This is a genomic window from Paucibacter sp. Y2R2-4, assembly GCF_025717535.1.
Taxonomy (GTDB): domain Bacteria; phylum Pseudomonadota; class Gammaproteobacteria; order Burkholderiales; family Burkholderiaceae_C; genus Paucibacter_A.
In genome coordinates, this window is record NZ_JAJIRO010000001.1 from 376,147 (window position 1) to 400,036 (window position 23,890).

Here is a 23,890-nt window from a genome sequence, read left to right on the forward strand (position 1 = left end):
GATTAAAGTCAAAACAAGCGGACGGCAGGCTCGCTCGTCGGCGCCGTTCGAATTGCAATGCCGATCTCTCAACAGCAAGGAACAATGATGAACAAACGACTCTTTCTCAGCGCGCTCGGACTGTCTGCCCTGAGCTTGGCCGCTACGCCCGTCCTGGCTGACGATTACCAAAACACCATCAAAGCCTTCGCCAAGGCCGAAGAAAGCGGCAAGATCGCCGAAAAGGCCTACGGTTACGCCGTCTTCCCCACCATCGGCAAGGCAGGCATTGGCATCGGCGGTGCTTTCGGCAAGGGCCGCGTTTATGAGCAAGGCAAGTACATCGGCAACACTTCGATGACGCAGGTCAGCGTTGGCTTCCAGCTCGGCGGCCAAGGCTTCAGCCAGATCATCTACTTCGAAGACCAGGCAGCCTTGAAGACCTTCACCAAGGGGGAATTCGAGTTCGGAGCTGAAGCTTCGGCCGTGGCCATCACCGCGGGCGCGGGCGCCAAAGCGACCACCACAGGCTCATCCGCCCAGGTCAGTGGCGGCCGTGAGAACGCCAAATCGGTGGGCGCCTACAACCACGGCATGGCCATCTTCACCCTGCCCCACGGCGGCCTGATGTATGAGGCCACCGTCAGCGGACAGAAGTTCAATTACAAGAAGAAGTGATCGCAGCAGGGGCGGCCATTTTGCGGTCCGCCCCTGGCTGAACCAAGCGGGCTTACTCGCCCAGATAGGCGGCCCGTACCTTGGGGTCGTTCAGCAGGGTGCGGCCATCGCCACTCATGCTGATCACGCCCGACTCCATCACATAGCCGCGGTCGGCGATCTGCAAAGCGCGGCTGGCGTTTTGCTCCACCAGCAAAATCGTCACGCCTTGGGCATGGATGTCGCGCACCACCTCAAAGATCTTGTCCACCATGATGGGTGACAAGCCCATGGACGGCTCATCCAGCAGTAGCACCTTGGGCTGTGTCATCAAGGCGCGGCCCATGGCCAACATCTGCTGCTCACCGCCCGACATGGTGCCGGCCAGCTGATTGCGACGCTCTTTCAAGCGCGGAAAGATGCCAAAAATGCGCTCGATATCGGCATCGATCTGCGCCTTGTCGCTGCGGATGTAGGCGCCCATCAAGAGGTTTTCGGTGATGGTCATGCGGGTGAAAGTGCCCCGCCCTTCCGGCACCATCACCAATCCTTGCTTGACCAGATCCCAGGCGCCCTGGCCTTTGATCGCTTTGCCCAGGTATTCGATCGATCCATCGGCCACCGGTTGCAAACCAGTCACCGCTTTCAACGTGGTGCTCTTACCGGCGCCGTTGGCGCCGATCAGGCTGACCAACTGGCCCTCCTGCACCTCAAAGTCCACGCCTTTGACCGCTTGGATGCCGCCGTAAGCCACTTTCAGGCCTTTGACCTTGAGCAGGGTGTTTTTCTTTTCCATGATTGCTTGTGTCTCCTGGGCTGTTGCTTAAGCGTTGCTGTGGCCGGCGCCGAGGTAAGCCTCGATCACCTTTTCATTGCGCTGCACGTCATAAGGCGTGCCCTCAGCGATTTGCTTGCCGTAGTCCAGCACGGTGACGCGGTCGCACAAGCCCATCACCAGCTTGACGTCGTGCTCGATCAGCAAAATCGTGCGGCCGTCTTTGCGGATGCGATCGATCAACTCGCGCAGCACCACTTTCTCGGTCGCGTTCATGCCAGCGGCCGGCTCGTCCAAGGCAATCAGCTTGGGGTCGGTGGCCAGGGCACGTGCAATTTCCAGGCGGCGCTGGTCGCCGTAGCTCAGCGTGCGGGCCTTGTACTCTGCGTACTTGCCGATGCCCACATAGTCCAGCAACTCTTGCGCACGTTTGGCGATCGCCGCTTCCTCTGCCTTGAAGCCTGGCGTGCGGAACACCGCGCCCAAAAGGCCCGAGCCGGTACGGATGTGGCGACCGACCATCACGTTCTCCAGCGCGGTCATCTCGGCAAACAGCCGGATGTTTTGGAAGGTGCGCGCGATGCCGGTCTTGGCGACTTCATGCACCGCGGTCGGTGCATAAGCTGCGCCGCCTAACTCAAAGGTTCCTGCATCCGGGGTGTAAAGCCCGGTGATCACATTGAAAAAGGTGGTCTTACCGGCACCATTGGGGCCGATCAAGCCGTAGACCTGGCCCTTGTTGATTTGGATGCCCACATCGGACAAGGCTTGTAGGCCACCGAATCGTTTGGAGACACCGGCGACTTTCAAAATTACGTCTTGCATGCTCATGGCTGATTCCCTTGCGTTCACTGGCGGACCGGTTGTGCAGCGGCCTTGCCATGCTCAGGCGAAGGCCACAGGCCACGAGGGCGCACCAACATAATGCCTATCATGGCCAGGGCCACCAGCAACTGACGCAGGATGGATGCATCCAAGCGGCCGCCGGTCATCTCTTGCAAAGGTCCGGCGACATAACGCAGCACCTCAGGCAAGGCCGACAGCAGCAGCGCACCCAGAATCACACCAGGAATATGGCCGATACCGCCCAGAACCACCATGGCCACGATCATCACCGACTCTTGCAAGCTGAAGGACTCAGGGCTCACAAAGCCTTGGAAGGACGCAAACATGGTGCCCGAGACACCGCCGAAGGTGGCGCCCATGCCAAAGGCCAAGAGCTTCATATTGCGGGTGTTGATGCCCATGGCCTTGGCAGCGATTTCGTCTTCACGAATCGCCATCCAGGCGCGGCCGATGCGACTGTTCTCCAAGCGATAGCAGATGATCACGCTGAAGACCACCAGCACCAGGAAGAGGTAGTAGTACAGCGTCACCGAGGGCAGCCTAAAACCAAACACCTCCAGGCCCTTGCCGAGATCAAGGCCAAAGAAGTGGATGGCGTCGATCTGGCCAATGCCGCGCGGGCCGTTGGTGATATTGACCGGATGCTCCAAGTTGTTCAGGAATACGCGGATGATTTCGCCAAAACCCAGGGTCACGATGGCCAGATAGTCGCCGCGCAGTTTCAGCGTTGGGGCGCCCAGCAGCACGCCGAAGATGCCGGCCAAACCAGCACCCAGCGGGATGATCAGCCACAACGGCGAGTGCAAGCCTTCTGGAAATGCGGCGCGGAAAGCTTCAAAGTTGTCGCTCAGATGCGGGCTGGCCAAGAGCGCAAACATGTACGAGCCCACCGCGTAGAAGGCCACATAACCCAGATCCAGCAGACCCGCGTAGCCGACCACGATGTTCAGGCCCAGAGCCAACATCACATAGAGCAGCGCCAAGTCGATGATGCGGACCGGGCCGTTGCCGAACTGCTGCGCGATCAAGGGCACGACCAAGAGGCCCAGTGCCGCCAGCAGGAAGACGAAGATCTTGTTTTTCTGTTCTTGCATGTTTATCTCCTTGCTCGATCAAGCGCGATCGGCCACACGCTCACCCAGCAAGCCCGAAGGCCGCAAGGTCAGCACCAGAATCAAGGCCACAAAGGCAAAGATGTCGGCGTAATGGCTGCCCAGCACACCGCCGGTTAAGTCACCCAAATAGCCGGCACCGATCGCTTCGATCAAGCCCAACAAGATGCCACCCACCATGGCGCCGGCCAGATTGCCGATGCCACCCAAGACAGCTGCAGTGAAAGCCTTCAAGCCGGGCATAAAGCCCATGGTGTGCTGCACCGTGCCGTAGTTGGCCGCCCACATCAGGCCGGCTACCGCAGCCAAAGCGGCACCGATCACAAAGGTGGTGGAGATGATGAAGTCGGGCTTCACACCCATGAGGCCCGCAACCCGTGGATTCTCCGCGGTAGCTCGCATGGCGCGGCCCAGCTTGGTGTGATTGACCAGCCACATCAGCGCAGCCAAGATCATCACGGTAGAGCCCAGAATCACGCATTGCGTGACCGTGATCACCGGGCCACCCAGGTCGATCGGGGTGGTCGGCAAGAGCAGCGGGAACGGCTTGGGGTTCGGCTTCCAGATGATCATGGCCAAGGTCTGCAAGAGCAGCGACATGCCCATGGCGGTGATCAGCGGCGCCAGGCGTGGTGCATTGCGCAAGGGCCGATAGGCAATTCTCTCGACCAGCAGATTCAGGATCACACAGGCCACCACGGCACAGGCCAGCGCGATCAACATCATCAGCCAGCCCGGTAGGCCGCTGTCAGCCAAGGCGCTGACGACGGTCCAACTGACCAGGCCACCCACCATCAAGATTTCACCGTGGGCAAAATTGATCAGGTTGATGATGCCGTAGACCATGGTGTAGCCCAAGGCCACCAAGGCATACATGCTGCCCAGCACCAGACCGTTGATGATCTGTTGCAAAAAAGTTTCCATTGCTTGTCTTCCTTTATGTACGAATCTGTCGTCGAACTGAGCTTCTGACTCGCAAGCCATATGCCAAAAATCATGGTCTTCGGGTAAGCACCGAGAGCCCCCCATGACGCAAGCCCAGTTCTGGGCATGGTTCCCGCCGCAGCAGGGCGGATTTCCGCACCCACTGCCCTGCCCTTGGGCGGACTTCGACACAAGGCGCTGACCTCAACACGCCCCGAGCCCCTCGCTGCGTCCCCGGCGCACAAAAACATCTAGCAAGCAATCGGGACAGAAGCCCCGGCATTGGGCACACTACGCAGCCTTTCAGAGAAATCGATAGTCCGATAGTCCGCTAGACGGATAGACCGATAGAAGCGCAGCTCCTCGTTCAAGCGCACCATGACCCAGTCCCCATCAAGCCCGGCGCCAACGCCCCTAACAAATGCAGCAGCGCCCGGACCACTCCAAGCCATGGCCCGGCGCTTGCCACGCACCAGTGCCCTGGTCTATCTGACGGTGCTGCTGATCCTGGCTGGCATGGCTTTAGGCCAGCGCCTGAGCGAGCGCGCGGGCATGGAGCAGCTGGCCGCGGTTGCTGCGGAACGCTTAGAGCTTTACGCCGCCAGCTTGGAGGCTGAGCTGGCCCGACATGCCTATCTGCCCAGCCTGATGGCGATCGACGCCGATCTGCAAGGTCTGTTGGCCGCGCCCGAGGATGCGACCCTGCGCCAAAAGGCGAGTCGCAAGCTGGCTGGCATCAAGGTGCGCGCCGGCCTGAGTCTGAGCTTTGTCACCGACGCTGAAGGCCGGGTGCTGGCCACCAGCGAGCCGCAGCCGGCCGCCGCCGAGGCAGTAGTGCGGCGCCTCGGCGCGCATCTGCGCTCCAGCAATGCGCATTTCTTCGCCGCCAATGAACACAACGGCAGCACCGACTACTTCTTGCTGCACAACATCAGCCGTGCGGGTCGTCCGCTCGGTCAGATCGTGCTGCGCCTGAATCTGGCTCCGCTGGAAGCCACGTGGGTGGACCAAGGCCTGCGCTCGCAAGGCGAGAAGCTGCTGGTGGTGGACGACAAAGAGGTCGTCATCATGTCTTCGGTACCAGCCTGGAAATACCACTTGCTCAGTGAGCGCAGCGCGGCCGAGCGCGGCGAGCTGCAGACTTCGGGGCGCTATGCCGGGCCGCTGCGCGGCGCCCTGAATCTGTTTGATGATGATGGTCTGCAAGACGAGGCACGAGTGGTGGCGGTGCCTCTGCTGCAGAACCCGCCGACGCACGAGGCTTCAGCGCCGCCACCCGAGAGCAAATCGGTCGCAACGCAGAAGCTGCTGGCTCAGCAGCGCGCGCTGGTGCCGCTGGCTTTGCGTTTGGTGACGCTGTCAGATCCCGCTGAAGTATGGCGTCAGTCTCGCTATGCCGCCTGGGGCGGCGGTGCGGTCGGTGCTTTGATCGGCCTGCTGGCGCTTTACTTGGCCTCGCGCCGCCGCGCCCATGACCAGCTCCTGCAAGCCAGCGAGGCCCTGCGCCTGGCCCATGCCCATCTGGAGACCCAGGTGGGCGAGCGCACCCAGGAGTTGAGTCACACCAATCAGGAATTGAAGCGCCAGATTGCCCAGCGCTTGCAAGCGGAAGACGAGCTGATGCAGGCCGCCAAGCTGGCCGTGCTGGGCCAGATGTCAGCCGGCATTGCGCATGAGGTGAACCAACCTTTGACCGCCCTGCGCGCGCTTTCCCGCAACAGCTTGCTGCTGTTGGAGAAAGGCCGCACCGAATCGGTGGGCAACAATTTGCGCACCATCGACGAGATGGTGGAGCGAATGACCGGCATCACCCGCCAGCTGAAGAGTTTTGCGCGCAAGGCCGAGTCGGTGCATGCGCCGGTGTCACTGGCAGCGGCAGTGCGCGGCGCCAAGCTGCTGCTGGAGCACCGTTTGCAAGCCGAACTGGTGGACTTTGCGATGAGCCCCGAGCTGGACCAAGTCTGGGTGCGCTGCGAGCCCAATCGCCTAGAGCAGGTGCTGGTGAATCTGTTTGCCAATGCCGTTGATGCGATGAGGGACGCGCCCCACAAGCGCTTGGCCATCAGCACCGCCGCCCTGCCCGAGAGCGCCGGCCGTCGCGTCTTGCTGCGGGTGAGCGACAGCGGCGCCGGCATGCCCGCCGATTTGCTGCCGCGCCTGTTCGAGCCCTTTTTCACCACCAAGCCGGCTGGCCAAGGCCTGGGTCTAGGTTTGGTCATTTCGTCGAAAATCATCCATGAGTTCGGCGGCAGCTTGCGCGCCCATGCACGGCCGGCCGACGAGGGCGGCGGCATGACGTTTGAATTCGATCTGGAAGTCTGCACAAGGGATGGCATCAATGTTTGAGGGATTCAAGGTCTTGTTCGTGGAAGACGACCCGCCGGTGCGCGCCAGTCTCACGCAAACCCTGGAACTGGCCGGACTGGAGGTCTTGGCCTGCGGCTCAGCCGAAGAAGCCCTGCCCCATATTCAGCCCGGCGCCCAGTTGGTGCTGGCCACTGATGTGCGCTTGCCGGGCATGGACGGCTTGGGCCTGCTCGACCATGTGGTGGCCACCGATGCCGAGATCCCGGTGGTCTTGATGACCGCGCATGGCGATGTGGCCATGGCGGTGCGCGCCATGCAAACCGGCGCCTATGACTTCATCGAAAAGCCTTTCGCACCGGAGCGCTTTGTGGACGCCGTGGTGCGCGCGCTGGACAAGCGGGTGCTGCGCGTGGCGGTGGATGAGTTGCGCGGCCAGTTGCAGCGCCGCAGCGGCATGGAGGCCGTGCTCTTGGGCGACTCACCGGCCATGCATCAGGTGCGCCGCCAGGTCTTGAACCTGGCCGACACCTCGGCCGATGTGATGATTCTGGGCGAAACCGGCACCGGCAAAGAACTGGTGGCGCGCTGCCTGCATGACCAAAGCCAGCGTCGTGACCGCAACTTTGTCGCCATCAACTGCGGCGGCCTGCCCGAAGCCTTGTTTGAAAGCGAGCTCTTCGGCCATGAAGCCGGCTCCTTCACCTCGGCCGGCAAGCGCCGCATCGGCAAGATCGAGCATGCCAACGGCGGCACCTTGCTGCTGGATGAAATCGAAACCATGCCGATGGCGCTGCAAATCAAGCTGCTGCGGGTGCTGCAAGAGCGACGCGTCGAGCGGCTCGGCTCGAATGAAGAACTGCCCATCAATGTGCGAGTGATAGCCGCCACCAAGGCCGATTTGCGGACTTTAAGCGAGCAGCAAAAATTCCGCGGCGACCTGTATTACCGCCTGAACGTGGCGACCCTGAGCCTGCCGCCGCTGCGTGAGCGACGCGAAGACATTCCGCTGCTGTTCGAGCACTTCGTGGCCCAGGCCTGCAGCCGCTATGAGCGCAGCGCGCCGGAGCTGACGCCACAGCGCTTGCGCGAGTTGATGGCCCACGATTGGCCGGGCAATGTGCGCGAGGTGCGCAATGCGGCCGACCGCTTTGTCCTCGACATCGTCGGCCAGGAGGGTGCCAGCGACTCTCCAGAGGCCGCGCCGAGCAGCAGCTTGGCGCAGCAAATGGACCAAGTTGAAAAAGCGTTGATCGAGCAGGCACTGCGGCGCTGCCAGGGGCGTGTGCCCGCCGCGATGGAAATGCTGGGCACCGCCAAAAAGACGCTGTACGACAAGCTCAACCGCCACGGCATTGAGCTGGAGCGCTTCCGCTAATCAGCCCATGGGCCAAGCCTAGCGGTAATGCTGAGGATCAGCGGAGTCGCTGGGCTTGGCGATCACACGCTTGAAGGAGTCGCTCATGGGCAGTTGCAGGTTTTGTCCCTTGGGTGGGATCGGCGACTGAAACCATTTTCGGTAGATGGTCTGAATCTCTCCAGAGCGATAGAGCCCACCAATCACGCTATCAACCAGGGCCTTGAACACCGGGTCTGCCGCGGGCAGGCCGATGGCATAAGGTTCTAAAGAAAAGGCTTCATCGGAGACCAGATAGTCGCCGGGGCGACTGCTTCCCAAGAGCGCCATGCGCAAGAGCACATCGTCCATGGCATAGGCCACGGCGCGGTCGGTTTCCAGCAGACGAAATGCATCGCGATCGTCCTGCCCGACCAAAATCTTCAAATCCAGGCCCTCGCTCACATTGGCCTGATGCAGAAACTGAATGCTGGTGGTGGCGATGGTGGAAGCCACCGGTTTGCCACGCAGATCGGCGAGGCTGCGCACCGCACTGGCGCGCTTGGAGAGCAGCCGGGTCTCGGCCACAAAGGTGGTCAAAGAAAAGGCCTGCGTTTTTTGCCGCTCCAGCGTGTTGGTGGTGATGCCGCACTCCAGATCAATGGAGCCATTCGCCACCAAGGGCATACGTGTGGCCGAAGTGACGGCCACCCGCTTGATCTCCAGCTCTTGCAGCCCCAAGCGCTGCTGCACCGCCTCGATGATGTGTTGGCAAATATCCACCGAGTAGCCGATGGGTTTGAGCTGGGCATTCAGATAGGAAAACGGCGCAGAAGCCACCCGGTGGCCGAGCACCAAGACGCCGGTGTCCTGAATCTTGCGCAGGGTCGCCGATTCGGCAAGGCTTGCTTGAGTCGCCGAGCTGGCAGCTTGCGGCGTACCGGGCACCGGCAGTGAATTGGCCCCAGCAGGCGGGCTCGTGCCCAACCCAAGCAAAACCACCGCCCCCAACAGCAACTGGGCTGGGCTATGGCGAGAAAGCTGTGCAAACAAGAGACGGAAACAGGAAGACTTAACGGGCACTGAATTGGACAACACAGACATCGGACCTCGGCAGTTGGCGGGCGAGGAAGGTTCCCCCAAGCCGTGGCGGGCATTGTCGCCAGCCACAAGCCGCTGACAAGCGTAGAAGCACCAAGGCCTTGGCCTGTGGCAGCATGGCAGGCATTCGTGATGCCATGCCTTTGCCGATGAGCCGAAAGACCGCACCCATTGCCGACCCCGCCAGCCACTCAGGGGCTGCGCTGTTTGAAGCCGAGGCCTTGCCTGAGCTGGACGAAGCGCTCGCGCGCTTACCGCAACGAAGCCAGCAGTTGCTAAAAATAGCCCAGCAGGCTTGGGACAGGCAGCAGGGTTTGTGTTTGTTTGCCTATGGTTCCTTGATCTGGAAGCCGGGGTTTGAGCCCGCACAAACACTGCCGGCTCAGGTCCATGGCTATCACCGAGCCTTGCGTCTGCGCTCCTTGGTCAACCGGGGCAGCCAAGAGCGACCGGGTTTGGTCCTGACCTTGCTGTCGGGGGGCAGCTGCCACGGCTTGGTCTACCGAGCAAAGCCTGCCGAGAGTGAAACTCTGCTGAACGTTTTGTGGGCAAGGGAAATGGTGGTGGGCTCGTATGAGCCGCGTTGGCTGAACTGCAAGACGCCACATGGCCCGGTAAGAGCCCTTGGCTTCACCCTGTCGCGCGCCAGCCCCGGCTATGTGGGCGAGCTCAGCGATGCGGCCTTGCTCGACATCTTCAAGCACTCGCACGGTCGTTACGGCAGTACCTTGGACTATTTGATGCGCACCGTCCAAAGCCTGCGGGACCGAGGACTGCGAGACGCCGATCTGGAACGGCAATGGAGACTCGCGGCCCGCCATGGCCTGTGCCCGGCATTGAATTGAACTGAGATGTGCTGAGGCTTGAGGCTTGAGGCCCAGGCTCGCTCAGGTCTTCAGCAAGGACTGCTTCAAGCGTTTCAGTCGCGCCAGGTCTTCCTCAGTATCCACATCGAGCAGGACACCGGGATCGTCCAGCTCCACTGCCTGCGAGGGATAACGCGCAACCAGTCGCCTCGCGCCCTCATCTCCCTGCAGGTCCAATAGCTCTGGAAACAATTCCGCACTGAAGCCGACGGGATGGCCGCGCCGGCCATGGTGTTGAGCAAAGGCCACCGCATATTGCTCCAGCGCCTTGGCCACCGCCAAAATGCTAGAAGCCTGCAAGAGCGGCATGTCGCCGGGCACGATCAACCAACCATCAGCATCGCCGCTGGCCCCGACGCCGGCGGCAATCGAGTGGCCCATGCCCACCGAGGCGGGCCGACCGCTGCTGTCAAACTCTGGCAGCACGACCACATCGCGGGCCGCCACCAGCCCCAGCACCAAGGGCGCCAAAGCGGCGGTGGTAACGACCACCACCCGCAAGCGCGTCTCAATCGCGTGGGCCACGGTGGCTGACAGCACGGTATCAGACAGCCCGGGTTCGGCATCGAACGCCAGCTCCCCTTGATCCCCCAATTTTTGCGCCAACTTGTGGCCTTGACCCAGAAACCGCTGACCTCGGCCAGCGGCCAGCACCAGGATTGCTGGTCGCCGTCTTATCATGCCCAACATCCTTTTGAACTTCCCTCAGTGACGCCCGATCATTGCACTGCGACTACTCAGATTCTGAGTAGTTTTGCAGCCTTGTCGCCAGGCTGGCACTTGTGCGCATAGCATGACGTCTGCGCTTTCGATGCAACAGTGGGACCTTCACCTAAGGTGTACTACCGCTTAAACCAAGGCCTAGCGGGCCTGAACCCGCCATACTGCTGTCATGAACAAGCTATCCGATCTCCGAAAAAGTTATGAACAAGGCGAGCTCGACGAAAGTCTGGCGGCCCAGGAACCCCTGAGCCAATTCAAGCAATGGCTGGATCATGCCCTGGCCAGCAAGGTGCCCGAGCCGAACGCCATGACCTTGGCGACCGTGGGCGCAGATGGCCGCCCGTCGACCCGCATCGTCCTGATCAAGGGCTTTGATGCCCGCGGCATTGTCTGGTTCACCAATTACGAGAGCCGCAAGGGCCAGGAACTGGCGGCCAATCCGCATGCAGCACTGCAATTCCACTGGGTGGAACTGGAGCGGGTGGTTCGCATTGAAGGCCAGGTGGAGCAGATCGAGCCTGAAGCTTCGGATGAGTATTACCAATCGCGCCCCCTGGACTCTCGCTTGGGCGCCTGGGCCTCACCCCAAAGCCAGGTGATCGCTTCGCGCGGCGTGCTGGTTGCCAATGCGGCCAAGGCGGCGGTTCAGCATGGTTTGAACCCGGCGCGTCCGCCGCACTGGGGCGGCTTCAGGCTCAAACCCGAGCGCTGGGAATTTTGGCAAGGCCGTAAATCACGGCTGCATGACCGACTCAGCTACCGGCTGCAAGACGATGGTCATTGGCTGAAGGAACGTCTGGCTCCTTGAATTCAAGGTCTCAGCGCTTGAGGCCTTGCCCGTCCACCACACGGTAAAACATGCCGTAGGGATCATCCGTCAGCACGGCAAAGACCCCTTCCACCACCACCGGTTCCAAGGTATAGCGCACCGGCTGTTTGGTACGGACCTCGACCAGGCCTTCGGGCCCGGCAGGCACGCAAAAAGAACAACTGGTCGGCACCGACGACAGCAAAAAGTGGCTTTGCTTGTCGCCCGGCTCGAGCGGCATCATGAAGCCTTGGACTTTGACCTTCTGCTTGTCCAAGGCCAAGACCTGGGCTGGGAAGGTCGGCAGCAGGCGGTTTTTCTCTGCCTTGGTGGTGACCGCGGACAAGACACTCCAGGACAGCACCCCATCCCGCTCCTGCAAAGGCTTGAACGGGCTGCGCGGATCGTGATAGCCCGGTCCTGCGCCGATCGTGGCCTGCGCCCATGCGCCGCTGCCGCTCAAGCCGATCAATAGACTGAGCGCCAACAAGAGTGAGGCTGGGAACATCTTGCTTTTCATCCGGGTCTCTTCAAGGGCAAAAACGCTTCGCCAAAGCTCCATTGTGCCCGGCCCATTTCGACCTCGCGGGTTCAGCGCCGCCGATTCAACGCGGCGCCTGGAGCAAGTCGCTGACGTCCAGGCGAAATGCAGCGCGCGCCGGCCAAGCCGCCGCGAGCAGGCTTAAGCCTAAGGCCAGCACGGGAATCCCTAGCTCCCACCGAGAGAACCAGACGCCGCTCATCTGCAAGGAGCGATCCGCCGCCAAAACATGGCCCAGAAGGCCGACCAGGCCATGGCCCAGCAGCAGCCCCAAGCCGCTGGCCAGCAAGGCCAGATACAAAGCCTCGAGGCTCACCAGGGCAGCCACCCGCCAAGGCGGCGCCCCCAACATGCGCAACATCGCCAGATCCGCCTGCCGCGCTCGCACCGAGTGCAGCAGGGTGACGAAGACCGAGCCCGCCGCCGCCAGCAAGAGCATCAAACCAAAGCCACGCAGGACCTCGGTGCCCACACCCATCATGCGCAACAACCGGGCGCTTTCTAAGGCGGGTGCGGCGGCTTGCAGGCCGGGCTGTGCATTGACCCAGCGCGGCAGGCTGATCGCGGCCAGCGGGCTGCGATAGCTCAGCAGGGCCAGGGTGACTTCACGCCCCGCCTCTTCATGCGGCGCATCTTCAGCTTGATGATCCGAGCCATGTTGATCTGATCCATGGTGCGCCTCATGCACAGCCCAAACCGAGGCCAGATCGGTCAAGACCAAACGGTCGATCACGCCCCCTGTCGAGGCCAAAACGCCCACCACGGTATAGGGCTGTTCGGCATGCGCATCGCCCTGCTCCCCCAGGCCGTGACTGCCGCTGAACTGTTGGCCCGGGCGCAGCCCGAGTTGCCGCGCCACTTCGGCGCCCAAAACCGCTTGCAAAGGTCTTTGCCAGAGCTGCCCAGTTGCCAACTTGGCGCGGTAGAGCTCCAAATACTCAGGCGTGGTACCCACGATTCGGTAGCCCTGCAGGCTGTCGCCCAAGGACAGCGGAATTGCCCGCGCCACCAAGGGTTGAGCCTTTAACAGTGTCAGCGTTTGCAAGGGGATATTGCCCGTGGGCACATCCAGATGAAAGACGCCGGACAGCATGATTTGCATGGGGCTGCCCTTCGCCCCCACGACCAAATCAATGCCCGCCAAATCACGCTGCACCCCGGCTTCAATCTGTTCGCTGACCAACAACACAAAACTGATGGCGGCCAGCCCCAGACTCAAGAGCAAAAGATTGAGACTGGAAGTCAAGGGCTGCGCCCACAAATAGCGCCAGGCCAGCCGCGACAAGCTTTTCATGCCCAGGCCCCCACCGATGCGGCATGCGGCTTGAGACATAGCTCTTGCCAATGGCCCGCTGCGGAGCCTTGCTGCAAGCGCTCCGCCAGCCGTGGGTCATGGGTGGCCAAAACCAAACAGGCGCCGCTTTCCTTGGCGCTCAGCAGCAAGAGCTCCAACATGCGCTGCAGGCTCTCGTCATCCAAGTTGGCGCTGGGCTCGTCGGCCAGCAAGAGCTGCGGCCGGCGCATCAAGGCACGGGCCAAGGCCACACGCTGCGCCTGACCCAGACTAAGCTGATGTGGACGGCGCTGAGCCAATTCTTCCCCCAGGTCCAAACGATTCAGCAGTTCACGGGCTCGAACGAGATCAGGCACCAGGCCTGCACTGAGGGCCGGCAAAGACAAATTCTCCAGTACCGTCAGCGCCGGGCTGAGATGCAAGCGCTGCGGCACAAAGCCGAGCTGAGCCCCGCGCCAGGCGTCACGCTGGCGCGCGTTCAAGTGATGCAGCGCGGAACCAGCGATGACGATTTGCCCCTCGGTGGGACTCAACAAACCGGCCAACAAGGCCAGCAGGCTGGACTTGCCGCTGCCGGACTTACCCCGCAGCAGAAGATGCTTGCCAGCGGGCAGCTGAAAGTCGTCAAAGCTGAGCAGCGTGCCCTGGGGGTAGCGGTAGCGCAGGCCGCGCCATTCGATCAAGGCCGACATCGCCGACGACTCAATCCGAGCGCGTCAAACGGGCAAAAGTGGCGAGGAATTTATCCACCTTGGCGGCCACAACAAAGGCGCAATAGCCTTGCTCCGGATTGCGGGCGTAGTAATGCTGGTGATAGGACTCGGCCGGCCAGTAATTGCGCTCGGGCAGCAACTCGGTGACGACCTGCCCCCGGTGAGCCACCTGGGCTTCAGCCAAGACCTCGCGGGCCACGGCCTCTTGCGTTTCATGATGAAAATAGATGCCTGAGCGGTACTGGGTGCCCACATCGGCGCCTTGGCGATTCAAACTGGTCGGGTCGTGAATGGCAAAAAATACCTCCAGCAATTCGCGCAGGCTGACGACAGCGGGATCAAAGTCCACTCTCACCACTTCCGCATGGCCGGTCTTGCCTCCGCAGACTTGCTCATAGGCCGGCTGCAGCACATCGCCATTGCAATAGCCCGACTCGACATGCTGCACGCCGCGCACCCGTTCAAACACAGCTTCGGTGCACCAAAAACAGCCCCCGCCGAGGGTGATGCGTTCGGATACGGAGGCGGTCAGGACGGGGGAATTCATGGCAGATCTCGGTCAAAAAACTCAGGGCCTGTTCGGCAAGCAATCGAATGGAAGCATAGCCGAGTCGCACCTTCGCTTCAGTGACTGCTCAGCTTCAATTCGGCGTAAGGTGCCCAGGCCTGGGCGGGAGGCGCTTCTTGCGCCGGGGCCGACGCGGCCGCCTCCTTGGCCGGCAAAACTTGCGGTGGCAAGAGTCGCGGTGCGCCCAAGAACAAGCGGCCATTGGGCAGGCCCTTGGCGATCAAGGCATCACGCAGCACCACCCCGCGCTCCAAGGCCAACTGACGCACGCGTTCCTCACTGACCTCAAAACTATCCAGCAAAAGCCGGCGCATCTCAGCGGCGGGGATGTCCTTGGCCATGCCGAGGAAGTTGCGCGGCTTCGTCGGCAGCTTGCTGCTTTCGTAGACCACCTTTAACAAGCGCGCTTTTTCAGCATCACTGAGCGGACCTAAGTCCTTAATTTCTTCCTGCGCAGTCGCGAACGATGCGCCCGTGCGCTGGCGCTGCAACTCGCGTTTGCGCTCGGCAAACAGGGCTTCGTCCAACTGCCGCTGCTTCATGGCCTCGCGCTCGCCAAGCGGATCGGCCCAAGCGGTGATGGTCAAGGCCAAACCAGGGCGCTCGTTCAGCATCTTGGCGACCTTGTCCAGGTCTGCTGGCGCGCTCGCTTGGGCCGTGCCCGGCACGAACTCCATGCGGCTCAGGTCGGCTCCTCCGCTGCCCGCAAACAAGGAGAACGGTGAAGTGATGGCCTTGCTGAAGAGATTGACGATCACCTTCCAGATCAAGCCTCCGAGGCTGAACTGAGGGTCGTTGAGCGAGCCACTGACGGGCAGTTCGATGTCAATCACTCCGTCTTTGTCTTTCAACAAGGACACCGCAAACAGCACCGGCAACTTGGTGGCATCCGGGCTGTCGACCTTGTCGCCAAAGGTCAGCTGGTTGAGGATGATCTGATTGTTGGCGCTCAAACGTCCGTCCGGATCGATCTTGTATTGCAACTTGCTGGAAAATTTGCCGCGCTCCAGTCCATAACCCACATATTTAGCGGCATAGGGTGACAGCGGCGCCAACTCAATATCGGTGGCCGACGCTGTCAGGTCGAGGGCCAAGGGTTTGCCCAAAGGATTCAGCTGCCCAGTAATGTCAAGCAAACCCGTGCCCGCCACACGGCCTCGCAGGGTCAAAGGAGCCATATCGGTCTTGGTCGAGCTGACTGCGCCCAAGCTGCCCCGCAACTCGGTCAAGCGTGCGCTGTAATTGGGGCGCACAAAGCGATCACTGAAGTCCACCCGGCCTTTTTCAAGCAGAACCTGTCCAACGCTGACCGCCATGGGCGCGGGCGATGCAGCCGCCTGGGACGCCGCTCCATTCAAAGCCACCTCTTTGGCGTCCGGGGCCAATGGGATCCCGGAGTTTTGATTGGGCTGCATTGATGCCTTTGAAGGACGAGCTTCCCTCGCCGCATCCCCCGCACCCAATTCGCGCAGATTGATCTGCCCGGCCTCATTGATGATGACCCTCGCGTAGAAGTCGCTCAAGCTGGCTTCCCCCACCGAGAGTTGCGGCACCTGCCCAGGTTGAAGTTCGAGCTTGAAGCCGTTGAGCTTCATGGCTTGCCAATCCAGCAGGTCCTCGCCGACCACTTGTTGGCCATCAATGCGACGGGACTGCTGCAGCTTCAAATCGGCCAAAAGCGCGTCACCACTGGCGCGAGCTTGCAAGCCGGCAGGTAGGAGACTCACATTGAAGTCGCTGCGCAAGCCGAGCTCTAACTTCTGCAAATGCAAACCCAGGGCCGGATCGAGATAACCCTCAGCCAAGTGCAAGGGCAATCGATCCAGGCGCAGCCGCCCGCTAGCGCTCATGGGCTCGAGACTTGCTTGCCCCTGCCACTGCAAACTCCCCAAAGCCTTGCTGTCAGTGTTGGACCTGGTCTTGCCACCGCTAGTCAGAGCGCCAAGTTTGAAGCTCAGATTGACCGGTATTGCGCCGCGCGAGGCAGGCCAAGCCAGATCTGCAACACTGAGTCCCAGTTGCTCAATCTTGAATGCAGCAGGCGAACCCCGCGTGGCCGCGTCAGTCACCTGCACGAGACCTTGTTCCAGGTTTAGCTTCTTCAGCTGCAGTGACCAAGGACGATCCGCTGCCTTTGAAGACGGAGGCAGCGTTGGCTTACTTTGATCTTCCTTCTGTGCGAGGATGGTCTTGTGAGCCGACAGAGCCTGGAAATTCCAAACTCCTTGGAGGTCACGCTTGAGTGCCACCACAGGACGGCTCAATTTGAGTTGACCAGCCACCAGCTGCTGAGCACCCAGATCGACATCCAGCTGATCCAAGCCCAAAGCCCCAAGGCTCAAAAGCGTCTCCGGGCCGGTCAATGCGCTCAAGGACAGGCCCCTCAATTCCAGCTCACGCAGACCCAGTGCCAAGCGCTGTACAGGATCAACGAGCAAGGGGGCTTTCAATTGGATCTGGCCTGCTACGTCCAGTCTGCCCTTGACTCGCGCTTGCAAGAAAGGACGGGCATAGGGTTCAAAAGAATGCAGGTCCAAGGCCGAAACACGCCAATCCATGTTCAGCGCATCGGGGCTCAAGCGCCCCTGCCCGCTCAGTTTTGCCGCGGTCTGCGCGGCTGCCGCCTCTGGGCTTATCGACATTCCCCACTCGATGGGCACTTCGGCCTTGAGCGGCCAAGCCACGGCGCCCACCTGAGTGCGCAGATCGAAGACGCTCAAGACCACCGGCGAAGCAAGGGACGCATCACGCCAACTGACGCGGCCATCCGTGACTTCCAGCCCAGCCGATGAAACACGCCATGGGGTCGCCGGCGCTTGAGCCTTGCTGACTCTGGCCTCGGGCACCTCGGCTTTGGCCGGATTGCTTTCAGCCTTGACACTTGCTCCAGGCAAGCAAAGCTGACCACGCGCGTCCCGTGAAAGCGCCACTTCAGGACTTTTCCACTGAATCGAACCAAAGTCGAGCTGTCGGCGCAAGGGCTGCACATCACGCAGTTCAATATGCAAATCGCGCCAAGACAGCCAGGGATCCCCCCCGGGTGTTTGCAGTGCGAACTTGGCGAGATCCAGGCTGCCGCTCAGCCCCACATTCGGCGCCTGACCGCGGGGCTGCTGAAACTTCAGGGCTAGCGCAGCATCGACTCGCCCTTGTTTCAAGCGCAAGGGCAAATCGCGAGGCAAATAGTCGATGTAAGGGGCAAGATCAAAGCCTTCCAACTTGAAATCAAGCTTTGCTTCACGATGCTCTGCAAAGGGCAAAGCCTGCCCCTTGCCGCCAAAATACACGCCATTGAGTCGCCCTGAGGCCTGCGGTTGCACGTGTACTTTGACATCAGCATCCAGGGTGGAGACAAAGGGCAAGTCCAGGGCCAGCTCGCTCAATTGGTGCTGACGATGGGCCGGCTGGTCATCCAGCAAGACCTGCCCCTCGCGAAGGCTGATGTTGTAGACCGCCAACTTTGGTGGCGGACTTTCTGCCTCACCGGGAGTCTTAGGACTGGCGAAGCGAGCCAAGAGGTCATCAATGTCATAGTGACCTGCGCTTAAGTGAGACAAGCGCAAGACCGGCCGCGTGATGCTCAAATGCTCCACGACTGGGCTAGCAAACCAAAGCGAACGCAGGGACAAAGCCGCGTCAATGCTCTGAACTTCCAATAGAGGTTCGGACTTGCCGTCCGCACCCGAGATCCGCAAGCCTTCCAAGGCCACGCCCAAACGCCAGGGTGCCACCGAGAACTCGTCAATCGTCACCTGCCGCCCTAAAGCTTGCGAAGCCAGATGAGCACCGCTGCTTTTGACCCACCAGGGCAAACCCAGGCACAAGGCCAGAGCCAACATCGCCAGGCCCGCAATGCCCACCATGGTCCAGCGTTTCCAGCCCAGCCCGGTGACTCGTTCAGTAGGTTTCGAGACTGCAGCCATATTTGAAGTTAGCGCCCAAGAGTGAAAATCGATGCCGGTGCAGCGGCATTATCAAATAGCGCCCAATGCCAAAGCCCGAAGCCGACTTCAAAACAGTCGGCGCCAAAGCCTCGAAACCCTGCCCTGACTGGACACACGCTTGGACTTCAACAGTTTTCTCTACGCATTGAAACCGGTTTTGATGACGCTGATTCAACCGCCTCTGCCTTTTTTGGGCTTGATGTTGTTCGGCGCGGGGCAGCTTCGATCACGACGTAACTTGGGGCGAGTGCTGCTCTTCACAGGTTTTATTGCGGCCTATTTGAGTTGCACCGAAGGCATGGGGCAATTGCTGGCCAAGTATTGGATTGGTACACCTGCCGCACTGAACCCGCCCCAATTGGCGATGTTGAAAGCAGAATCGGAGCGCGACCACAAGCTTGCCGTGCTCGTCTTAGGCGGGGGAATTCGTCAGGACGTCCCGGAGTACGCAGGTCCACGCCCAAATGAAATCAGCCAGGAGCGGCTCTTGTTTGGCATTTGGCTGGCCAAGCGATTGAATGCGCCACTGGGCTATTCGGGCGGAATCGGCTGGACCGCAAAGCGGCAGATCGATACGGAGGCTGCTGTGGCCGGTCGTATCGCACGAGATGAACACGGTATGCCTCTGCGCTGGGCGGAAGAGCAATCGAAAGACACGCGTGAAAACGCGGCCCTAAGCCTAAGTATGCTCAAGAAAGACGGCATCAAAACTGTGGTCTTGGTTACACAGGATATGCACATGCCACGGTCAATGAGAGCCTTCCAAACTAAGGCAGGCGACGAAATTCGTGTCATCGCTGCGCCAGTTGGTCAACGCCGTGATGCCATGTCTAAGTGGCATGACTGGGTACCCAGCGCTACTGGACTGGCTCGAGTCAACTACGCCGTTTACGAGTGGGTTGCCAATGTGGCCGGACATTGAGCTAAATACCTTCTAAGGGCCGTGCTTACAGCTTGGGCTTTAAGTTTCAGCGCCCAAAAGAGAAACCCCTCGAAGCCGGAGAGACTGCGAGGGGTGGGTGGCTTACGCCACCTTTGGAGCTCTAAGGCGATTTGCCGAAGGGCTCCTGGCGCGCAGAGACTGCGCCAGTGCTTATGCCTTCAAAAGGCTTTTGAAATTTAGGCGACGAAACTCACTGTTTCAAGACCCAGACAAACCCGATGCTGTCGATCCGAACAGGTTTTCAAAGACAGCCTCGGCGCGGCGCTGCACTTCCGCCGGCATGGTGATTGTCCTGCCCCATTCACGTGCAGTCTCACCGGGCCACTTATTGGTGGCATCCAAGCCCATCTTGCCGCCCAAGCCGCTGACCGGCGAAGCGAAATCCAGATAGTCGATCGGCGTGCCATCGACCAAAGTGGTGTCGCGCACCGGGTCCATGCGCGTGGTGATAGCCCAAACCACTTCCTTCCAGTCACGGATATTGACGTCTTCGTCCACGATCACAATGAATTTTGTGTACATGAACTGACGCAAATAACTCCACAAACCGAACATCAGCCGCTTGGCATGGCCGGGATAGGCCTTCTTGATAGAAATGACCGCCATGCGGTAGCTGCAACCCTCGGGCGGCAGGTAGAAATCGACAATCTCGGTAAACTGCTTTTGCAAGATGGGCACGAACACCTCGTTCAAGGCGACGCCCAAAATGGCGGGTTCATCAGGCGGCTTGCCGGTATAGGTCGAGTGATAGATCGGATCTTTGCGCTGCGTGATGCGCCGAACCTCGAACACCGGGAACCAGTCTTGCTCGTTGTAATAGCCGGTGTGGTCGCCAAAGGGGCCCTCCAGGGCATGCAAATAGCCCCCTTTTTCCTTCAGAGGCACGCCGTCTTCGCTGAAGCCGGTGAACCCCGCGGCAGCAACCGGAATGCATCCTTCAAGCACGATTTCTGCACTGGCGGGAACCTGAAGCATTCGACCGCCCTCACCGACACCACTCTCGACCAATTCGGTTCGAGAGCCACGCAAGAGCCCGGCAAACTGATACTCGGACAAGCTGTCCGGCACCGGCGTCACCGCCCCCAAAATGGTGGCGGGGTCAGCGCCAAGCGCCACCACGATCGGAAAGTCCTGGCCAGGATTGGCCAAAGCGAATTCCCTGAAGTCGAGGGCGCCTCCGCGATGCGCCAGCCAGCGCATGATCAATTGATTGCGCCCGATCAGTTGCTGCCGATAAATACCCAGGTTTTGCCGTGCTCGAGGCTTCGGCACCGATTGCGGGCCGCGCGTGACCACCAAACCCCAGGTGATCAAGGGTCCGATATCGCCAGGCCAGCAGGTTTGGATGGGTAAATATTTCAGATTGACATCCGAACCCTCAAAGACCTCCTCTTGGCAAGCACCGCGCCGCTGCAGGTTTGGTTTCATGTCCCACAAGGACTTGAGCATGTGCACCAAACGGCCGGCATCTTTCAGTCCCTTAGGAGGCTCAGGCTCCTTCAAGCTGGCCAGCACATGACCCACCTCACGAAGTTCCTGCAAGCTTTTAGCCCCCATGCCCAGGGCAACGCGCTGGGTTGTGCCAAAGAGGTTGCTCAAAACGGGAACGGCGTGACCCGTTGGTTTCTCAAACAAAAGCGCTGGGCCTTCTTGGCGCAAAACAAGGTCGCTCAGTGCGGTCATTTCGAGTACGGGCGAGACTGGCTCACGGACACGACGGAGCTCCCCCATCACTTCTAGTCCGTGGATGAATTCACGTAAATCTCGGTACTTCATAACCAATAGTAATATTGAAATGCACTTACAAGCTTGACGGGTTATTTTTGCAACCTAAAATCCGCCCATCCTGCTTATCCAGGGTTTACCCGTGTTTTTGTCCTGGGGAGGGCAAAAACGCCCCGCTGCCGATGGACGGCGTTCCGAAGCAAGCTGACCCAAAGTCAGCAAAAACTTAACGGACCGGCCCATTATCACTGCCGCACTTGTGCCGCCGAGCCCTTAGGTTCGATAGCCCTGCGCTGCAGAGAAGAAAGGAGTCGCATGACAGCGCGTCGTGATCTTTTATCCCTGGCTCGCAATACTGGAGCCGCTACTTCCTTGTTTTTCAAGGACATTGGCCAAGGCCTTTTGGTCGTCAGCCACAACACTTTGGCCCTGGTGGGCTTGGCTGTCGTCGCCGTTGTGATTACTTTTGTCAGCCAAGCTGACTTACGCCATCGCCTGGAAGACCAGGCTTTGGGCTGGCTGCATGAACGCGAAGAAGCCCGCGCCTTGGCTCAGGGCAATATCTTGGTCAACAGCAATGATGCTGAGGCCATCAACCGTGCGACCGCGTCCGATCCTAAGGATCTGCCACGCCAGCAGGCTGCAATTGCCCATTGGCTGGCCAATCGTTACAAAGTGGCGCCTGAGCCCATCAGCAGACTGGTCCAAGAGGCCTGGTCGGTCGGCCAGCGCGCCAAGGTTGAGCCCACATTGATCCTGGCCATCATGGCGATTGAATCCAGCTTCAATCCTTTTGCTCAAAGCAATGTGGGTGCGCAGGGCTTGATGCAGGTGATGACCCGGGTGCACAACGACAAGTACGAAGCGTTTGGCGGCAATCTTGCAGCTTTTGACCCCATCACCAATTTGCGAGTTGGCGTCCAGGTTTTGAAAGAGTGCATTCAGCGTGCGGGCAGCGTGGAAGAAGGCCTGCGCTTCTATGTGGGTGCAGCCAATCTGAGCGATGACGCGGGTTACGCTGTGCGCGTGATGGCCGTCCATGAGCAGATGAAGGCCGTGGCTGCGGGCCGCGCCGTACCCAACGCCCCAGCAGCCGCCCCCGCTCCTGCGGCCAAACCGCTGCGTGAGGCCGCAGGCCCTGTGGCCCAACCCTTGCCGGTGGACATTGAATCTGCGTCCATCGAGCCTCAGCGCGTCGCACTGGCTCGCTGATCAAGCTCCGACGCACACCGGTACTAGCTTGGCGGACAGGTCTCGCGCTGCCGCTACACTGCAAGCTTCGCGCGACTGGCGATGAAGGCTGACTCAAATTTGAGGCAGTCCAAGGTGGTGGACCACCGGGGAGCGCGAACCACTTGGGAGATTTTCCCTCCCCTGGTGGCATCCAGCCGTTCGCCTGGGCACCCCTGAAGTGCTCGCATTGACGAAGTCAGTGCGTGCCGCCAGGGACTCCACTACTTGAGCACTGCCATCCACCATGTTTGACCGTAGCACTTCTACCCTCGCCCTTGTCGATCCCGATCTCTGGGCCGCCGTTCAAAACGAGAACCAGCGCCAAGAAGAACATATCGAGCTGATCGCTTCCGAGAACTACACCTCGCCGGCCGTCATGCAGGCACAGGGCAGCCAGCTGACCAATAAGTACGCCGAAGGCTATCCCGGCAAGCGCTACTACGGTGGTTGCGAGTATGTGGACGTGGTTGAGCAATTGGCCATTGACCGCCTGAAGCAGTTGTTCGGCGCTGAAAACGCCAATGTGCAGCCCAATTCCGGCTCGCAGGCTAACCAGGGCGTGTTCTTCGCCCTGCTGCAACCAGGTGACACCATCATGGGCATGAGCCTGTCGGAAGGCGGTCACCTGACCCACGGCATGCCACTGAACATGAGCGGCAAATGGTTCAAGGTCGTCAGCTACGGCCTGAACGAGCGCGAAGAAATCGACTACGAGGCCATGGAGCGCACCGCGCGCGAGCACAAGCCCAAGCTGATCATTGCCGGCGCCTCGGCCTACAGCCTGCGTATTGACTTCGAGCGTTTCGCCAAGATTGCCAAGGAAGTCGGCGCCTATTTCATGGTGGACATGGCTCACTACGCCGGCTTGATCGCTGCGGGCGTGTACCCCAACCCAGTACCCCACGCCGATGTGGTCACCTCCACTACCCACAAGAGCCTGCGCGGCCCGCGTGGCGGCATCATCCTGATGAAGGACCATGTCGCCAAGCAGATCAACAGCGCCATCTTCCCAGGCATCCAAGGCGGCCCCTTGATGCACGTCATTGCCGGCAAGGCCGTGGCCTTCAAGGAAGCGCTGACCCCCGAATTCAAGGCCTACCAAGAACAGGTCTTGAAGAATGCCGTGGTCTTGGCTGAAGAGTTGACCAAACGCGGTCTGCGCATTGTCTCCGGCCGCACTGAGAGCCATGTGATGTTGGTGGACCTGCGTCCTAAGAACATGACCGGCAAGGAAGCCGAAGCCGTGCTGGGCCGCGCCCACATGACTTGCAACAAGAACGGCATCCCGAACGACCCGCAAAAGCCCATGGTCACCAGCGGCATCCGTCTGGGTACGCCGGCCATGACCACGCGCGGCTTCAAGGAAGAACAAGTCCGTTTGACCGCCAATTTGATTGCCGACGTTTTGGACAACCCGAACGACGAAGCCAATCTGGAAGCGGTGCGCGCCAAGGTTGCCGCCTTGACCCGCGACTTCCCGGTCTACCGCTAAACCGAC

20 protein-coding genes and 1 riboswitch are annotated in these 23,890 nt (G+C 60.5%); of the genes, 8 read left to right on the plus strand and 12 right to left on the minus strand.

Annotated elements, in window-relative coordinates; all coding sequences use genetic code 11:
- Positions 1–87 precede the first annotated feature (87 nt).
- Positions 88–657, plus strand: coding sequence for a YSC84-related protein (locus LNV06_RS01565; protein ID WP_263536489.1), 570 nt, complete (start codon positions 88–90; stop codon positions 655–657).
- 52 nt (positions 658–709) lie between these two features.
- Here the strand turns inward: LNV06_RS01565 and LNV06_RS01570 are convergent, their stop codons facing one another.
- The 4 genes from LNV06_RS01570 to LNV06_RS01585 are packed head-to-tail and all read right to left on the minus strand — an operon-like array spanning position 710 to position 4,293.
- Complete coding sequence (locus LNV06_RS01570) at positions 710–1,435, minus strand: ABC transporter ATP-binding protein (protein WP_263537482.1); 726 nt, start codon at positions 1,433–1,435, stop codon at positions 710–712.
- 24 nt (positions 1,436–1,459) lie between these two features.
- Positions 1,460–2,236 (minus strand): ABC transporter ATP-binding protein, encoded by a 777-nt coding sequence (locus LNV06_RS01575; RefSeq protein WP_263537483.1) that lies wholly within the window; start codon positions 2,234–2,236, stop codon positions 1,460–1,462.
- A gap of 23 nt (positions 2,237–2,259) precedes the next feature.
- Positions 2,260–3,351, minus strand: coding sequence for a branched-chain amino acid ABC transporter permease (locus LNV06_RS01580; protein ID WP_263536490.1), 1,092 nt, complete (start codon positions 3,349–3,351; stop codon positions 2,260–2,262).
- An 18-nt stretch (positions 3,352–3,369) separates the two neighbouring features.
- Positions 3,370–4,293 (minus strand): branched-chain amino acid ABC transporter permease, encoded by a 924-nt coding sequence (locus tag LNV06_RS01585; protein WP_263536491.1) that lies wholly within the window; start codon positions 4,291–4,293, stop codon positions 3,370–3,372.
- Between the two features lie 450 nt (positions 4,294–4,743).
- On the opposite strand from LNV06_RS01585, the gene LNV06_RS01590 reads away from it, so the two are divergent.
- Together LNV06_RS01590 and LNV06_RS01595 are read left to right on the plus strand one after the other, a co-directional pair.
- Positions 4,744–6,639 (plus strand): sensor histidine kinase, encoded by a 1,896-nt coding sequence (locus LNV06_RS01590; RefSeq protein WP_263536492.1) that lies wholly within the window; start codon positions 4,744–4,746, stop codon positions 6,637–6,639.
- Positions 6,632–7,975 (plus strand): sigma-54-dependent transcriptional regulator, encoded by a 1,344-nt coding sequence (locus LNV06_RS01595; protein WP_263536493.1) that lies wholly within the window; start codon positions 6,632–6,634, stop codon positions 7,973–7,975. Before LNV06_RS01590 ends, LNV06_RS01595 begins: the two co-directional genes overlap by 8 nt.
- An 18-nt stretch (positions 7,976–7,993) precedes the next feature.
- On the opposite strand, the gene LNV06_RS01600 is transcribed toward LNV06_RS01595, so the two are convergent.
- Positions 7,994–8,986, minus strand: coding sequence for an amino acid ABC transporter substrate-binding protein (locus LNV06_RS01600; RefSeq protein WP_263536494.1), 993 nt, complete (start codon positions 8,984–8,986; stop codon positions 7,994–7,996).
- Between the two features lie 164 nt (positions 8,987–9,150).
- On the opposite strand from LNV06_RS01600, the gene LNV06_RS01605 reads away from it, so the two are divergent.
- Positions 9,151–9,879, plus strand: a complete 729-nt coding sequence (locus LNV06_RS01605; RefSeq protein WP_263536495.1) for a gamma-glutamylcyclotransferase — start codon at positions 9,151–9,153, stop codon at positions 9,877–9,879.
- A gap of 42 nt (positions 9,880–9,921) precedes the next feature.
- On the opposite strand, the gene LNV06_RS01610 is transcribed toward LNV06_RS01605, so the two are convergent.
- Positions 9,922–10,581, minus strand: coding sequence for a nucleotidyltransferase family protein (locus LNV06_RS01610; RefSeq protein ID WP_263536496.1), 660 nt, complete (start codon positions 10,579–10,581; stop codon positions 9,922–9,924).
- Between the two features lie 211 nt (positions 10,582–10,792).
- Between LNV06_RS01610 and pdxH the strand changes: the two genes are divergently transcribed.
- Positions 10,793–11,431: a pyridoxamine 5'-phosphate oxidase gene (gene pdxH, locus LNV06_RS01615; RefSeq protein ID WP_263536497.1), complete on the plus strand. Its 639-nt coding sequence runs from the start codon at positions 10,793–10,795 to the stop codon at positions 11,429–11,431.
- 10 nt (positions 11,432–11,441) lie between these two features.
- Here pdxH and LNV06_RS01620 read toward each other — a convergent pair whose 3' ends face one another.
- From LNV06_RS01620 to LNV06_RS01640, 5 genes are all read right to left on the minus strand, one after another.
- Positions 11,442–11,951: a DUF3299 domain-containing protein gene (locus tag LNV06_RS01620; protein WP_263536498.1), complete on the minus strand. Its 510-nt coding sequence runs from the start codon at positions 11,949–11,951 to the stop codon at positions 11,442–11,444.
- Between the two features lie 85 nt (positions 11,952–12,036).
- Positions 12,037–13,266 (minus strand): ABC transporter permease, encoded by a 1,230-nt coding sequence (locus tag LNV06_RS01625; protein WP_263536499.1) that lies wholly within the window; start codon positions 13,264–13,266, stop codon positions 12,037–12,039.
- Positions 13,263–13,958: an ABC transporter ATP-binding protein gene (locus tag LNV06_RS01630; RefSeq protein WP_263536500.1), complete on the minus strand. Its 696-nt coding sequence runs from the start codon at positions 13,956–13,958 to the stop codon at positions 13,263–13,265. The genes LNV06_RS01625 and LNV06_RS01630 overlap by 4 nt, the downstream gene beginning before the upstream one ends.
- 10 nt (positions 13,959–13,968) lie before the next feature.
- Complete coding sequence (gene msrA, locus LNV06_RS01635) at positions 13,969–14,526, minus strand: peptide-methionine (S)-S-oxide reductase MsrA (RefSeq protein ID WP_263536501.1); 558 nt, start codon at positions 14,524–14,526, stop codon at positions 13,969–13,971.
- A 77-nt stretch (positions 14,527–14,603) separates the two neighbouring features.
- The gene (locus LNV06_RS01640) at positions 14,604–18,470 is read right to left on the minus strand and encodes a DUF748 domain-containing protein (protein ID WP_263536502.1); all 3,867 of its coding nucleotides are present in this window, start codon (positions 18,468–18,470) and stop codon (positions 14,604–14,606) included.
- A 139-nt stretch (positions 18,471–18,609) separates the two neighbouring features.
- Between LNV06_RS01640 and LNV06_RS01645 the strand changes: the two genes are divergently transcribed.
- Positions 18,610–19,413 (plus strand): YdcF family protein, encoded by an 804-nt coding sequence (locus LNV06_RS01645; RefSeq protein ID WP_263536503.1) that lies wholly within the window; start codon positions 18,610–18,612, stop codon positions 19,411–19,413.
- 219 nt (positions 19,414–19,632) lie between these two features.
- Here the strand turns inward: LNV06_RS01645 and LNV06_RS01650 are convergent, their stop codons facing one another.
- Entirely contained in the window at positions 19,633–21,210 is a 1,578-nt protein-coding gene (locus LNV06_RS01650) for a UbiD family decarboxylase (protein WP_263536504.1), read from the minus strand.
- A 264-nt stretch (positions 21,211–21,474) separates the two neighbouring features.
- Between LNV06_RS01650 and LNV06_RS01655 the strand changes: the two genes are divergently transcribed.
- Positions 21,475–22,371: a lytic transglycosylase domain-containing protein gene (locus LNV06_RS01655; protein WP_263536505.1), complete on the plus strand. Its 897-nt coding sequence runs from the start codon at positions 21,475–21,477 to the stop codon at positions 22,369–22,371.
- 61 nt (positions 22,372–22,432) lie between these two features.
- Positions 22,433–22,568, plus strand: a riboswitch (ZMP/ZTP riboswitch).
- Positions 22,569–22,636: 68 nt separating this feature from the next.
- Entirely contained in the window at positions 22,637–23,884 is a 1,248-nt protein-coding gene (glyA, locus tag LNV06_RS01660) for a serine hydroxymethyltransferase (RefSeq protein WP_263536506.1), read from the plus strand.
- The last annotated feature ends 6 nt before the right edge of the window (positions 23,885–23,890 follow it).

Bases quoted from the DNA above. Each gene is read 5' to 3' on its own strand.
- LNV06_RS01630 (WP_263536500.1), bottom strand. From the start codon at position 13,958: ATGTCGGCCTTGATCGAATGGCGCGGCCTGCGCTACCGCTACCCCCAG.
- LNV06_RS01585 (WP_263536491.1), bottom strand. From the start codon at position 4,293: ATGGAAACTTTTTTGCAACAGATCATCAACGGTCTGGTGCTGGGCAGC.
- LNV06_RS01575 (WP_263537483.1), bottom strand. From the start codon at position 2,236: ATGCAAGACGTAATTTTGAAAGTCGCCGGTGTCTCCAAACGATTCGGT.
- msrA (WP_263536501.1), bottom strand. From the start codon at position 14,526: ATGAATTCCCCCGTCCTGACCGCCTCCGTATCCGAACGCATCACCCTC.
- LNV06_RS01605 (WP_263536495.1), top strand. From the start codon at position 9,151: ATGGCAGGCATTCGTGATGCCATGCCTTTGCCGATGAGCCGAAAGACC.
- LNV06_RS01655 (WP_263536505.1), top strand. From the start codon at position 21,475: ATGACAGCGCGTCGTGATCTTTTATCCCTGGCTCGCAATACTGGAGCC.
- LNV06_RS01640 (WP_263536502.1), bottom strand. From the start codon at position 18,470: ATGGCTGCAGTCTCGAAACCTACTGAACGAGTCACCGGGCTGGGCTGG.
- LNV06_RS01580 (WP_263536490.1), bottom strand. From the start codon at position 3,351: ATGCAAGAACAGAAAAACAAGATCTTCGTCTTCCTGCTGGCGGCACTG.
- LNV06_RS01620 (WP_263536498.1), bottom strand. From the start codon at position 11,951: ATGAAAAGCAAGATGTTCCCAGCCTCACTCTTGTTGGCGCTCAGTCTA.
- LNV06_RS01610 (WP_263536496.1), bottom strand. From the start codon at position 10,581: ATGATAAGACGGCGACCAGCAATCCTGGTGCTGGCCGCTGGCCGAGGT.
- pdxH (WP_263536497.1), top strand. From the start codon at position 10,793: ATGAACAAGCTATCCGATCTCCGAAAAAGTTATGAACAAGGCGAGCTC.
- LNV06_RS01590 (WP_263536492.1), top strand. From the start codon at position 4,744: ATGGCCCGGCGCTTGCCACGCACCAGTGCCCTGGTCTATCTGACGGTG.
- LNV06_RS01625 (WP_263536499.1), bottom strand. From the start codon at position 13,266: ATGAAAAGCTTGTCGCGGCTGGCCTGGCGCTATTTGTGGGCGCAGCCC.
- LNV06_RS01565 (WP_263536489.1), top strand. From the start codon at position 88: ATGAACAAACGACTCTTTCTCAGCGCGCTCGGACTGTCTGCCCTGAGC.
- LNV06_RS01595 (WP_263536493.1), top strand. From the start codon at position 6,632: ATGTTTGAGGGATTCAAGGTCTTGTTCGTGGAAGACGACCCGCCGGTG.
- glyA (WP_263536506.1), top strand. From the start codon at position 22,637: ATGTTTGACCGTAGCACTTCTACCCTCGCCCTTGTCGATCCCGATCTC.
- LNV06_RS01650 (WP_263536504.1), bottom strand. From the start codon at position 21,210: ATGAAGTACCGAGATTTACGTGAATTCATCCACGGACTAGAAGTGATG.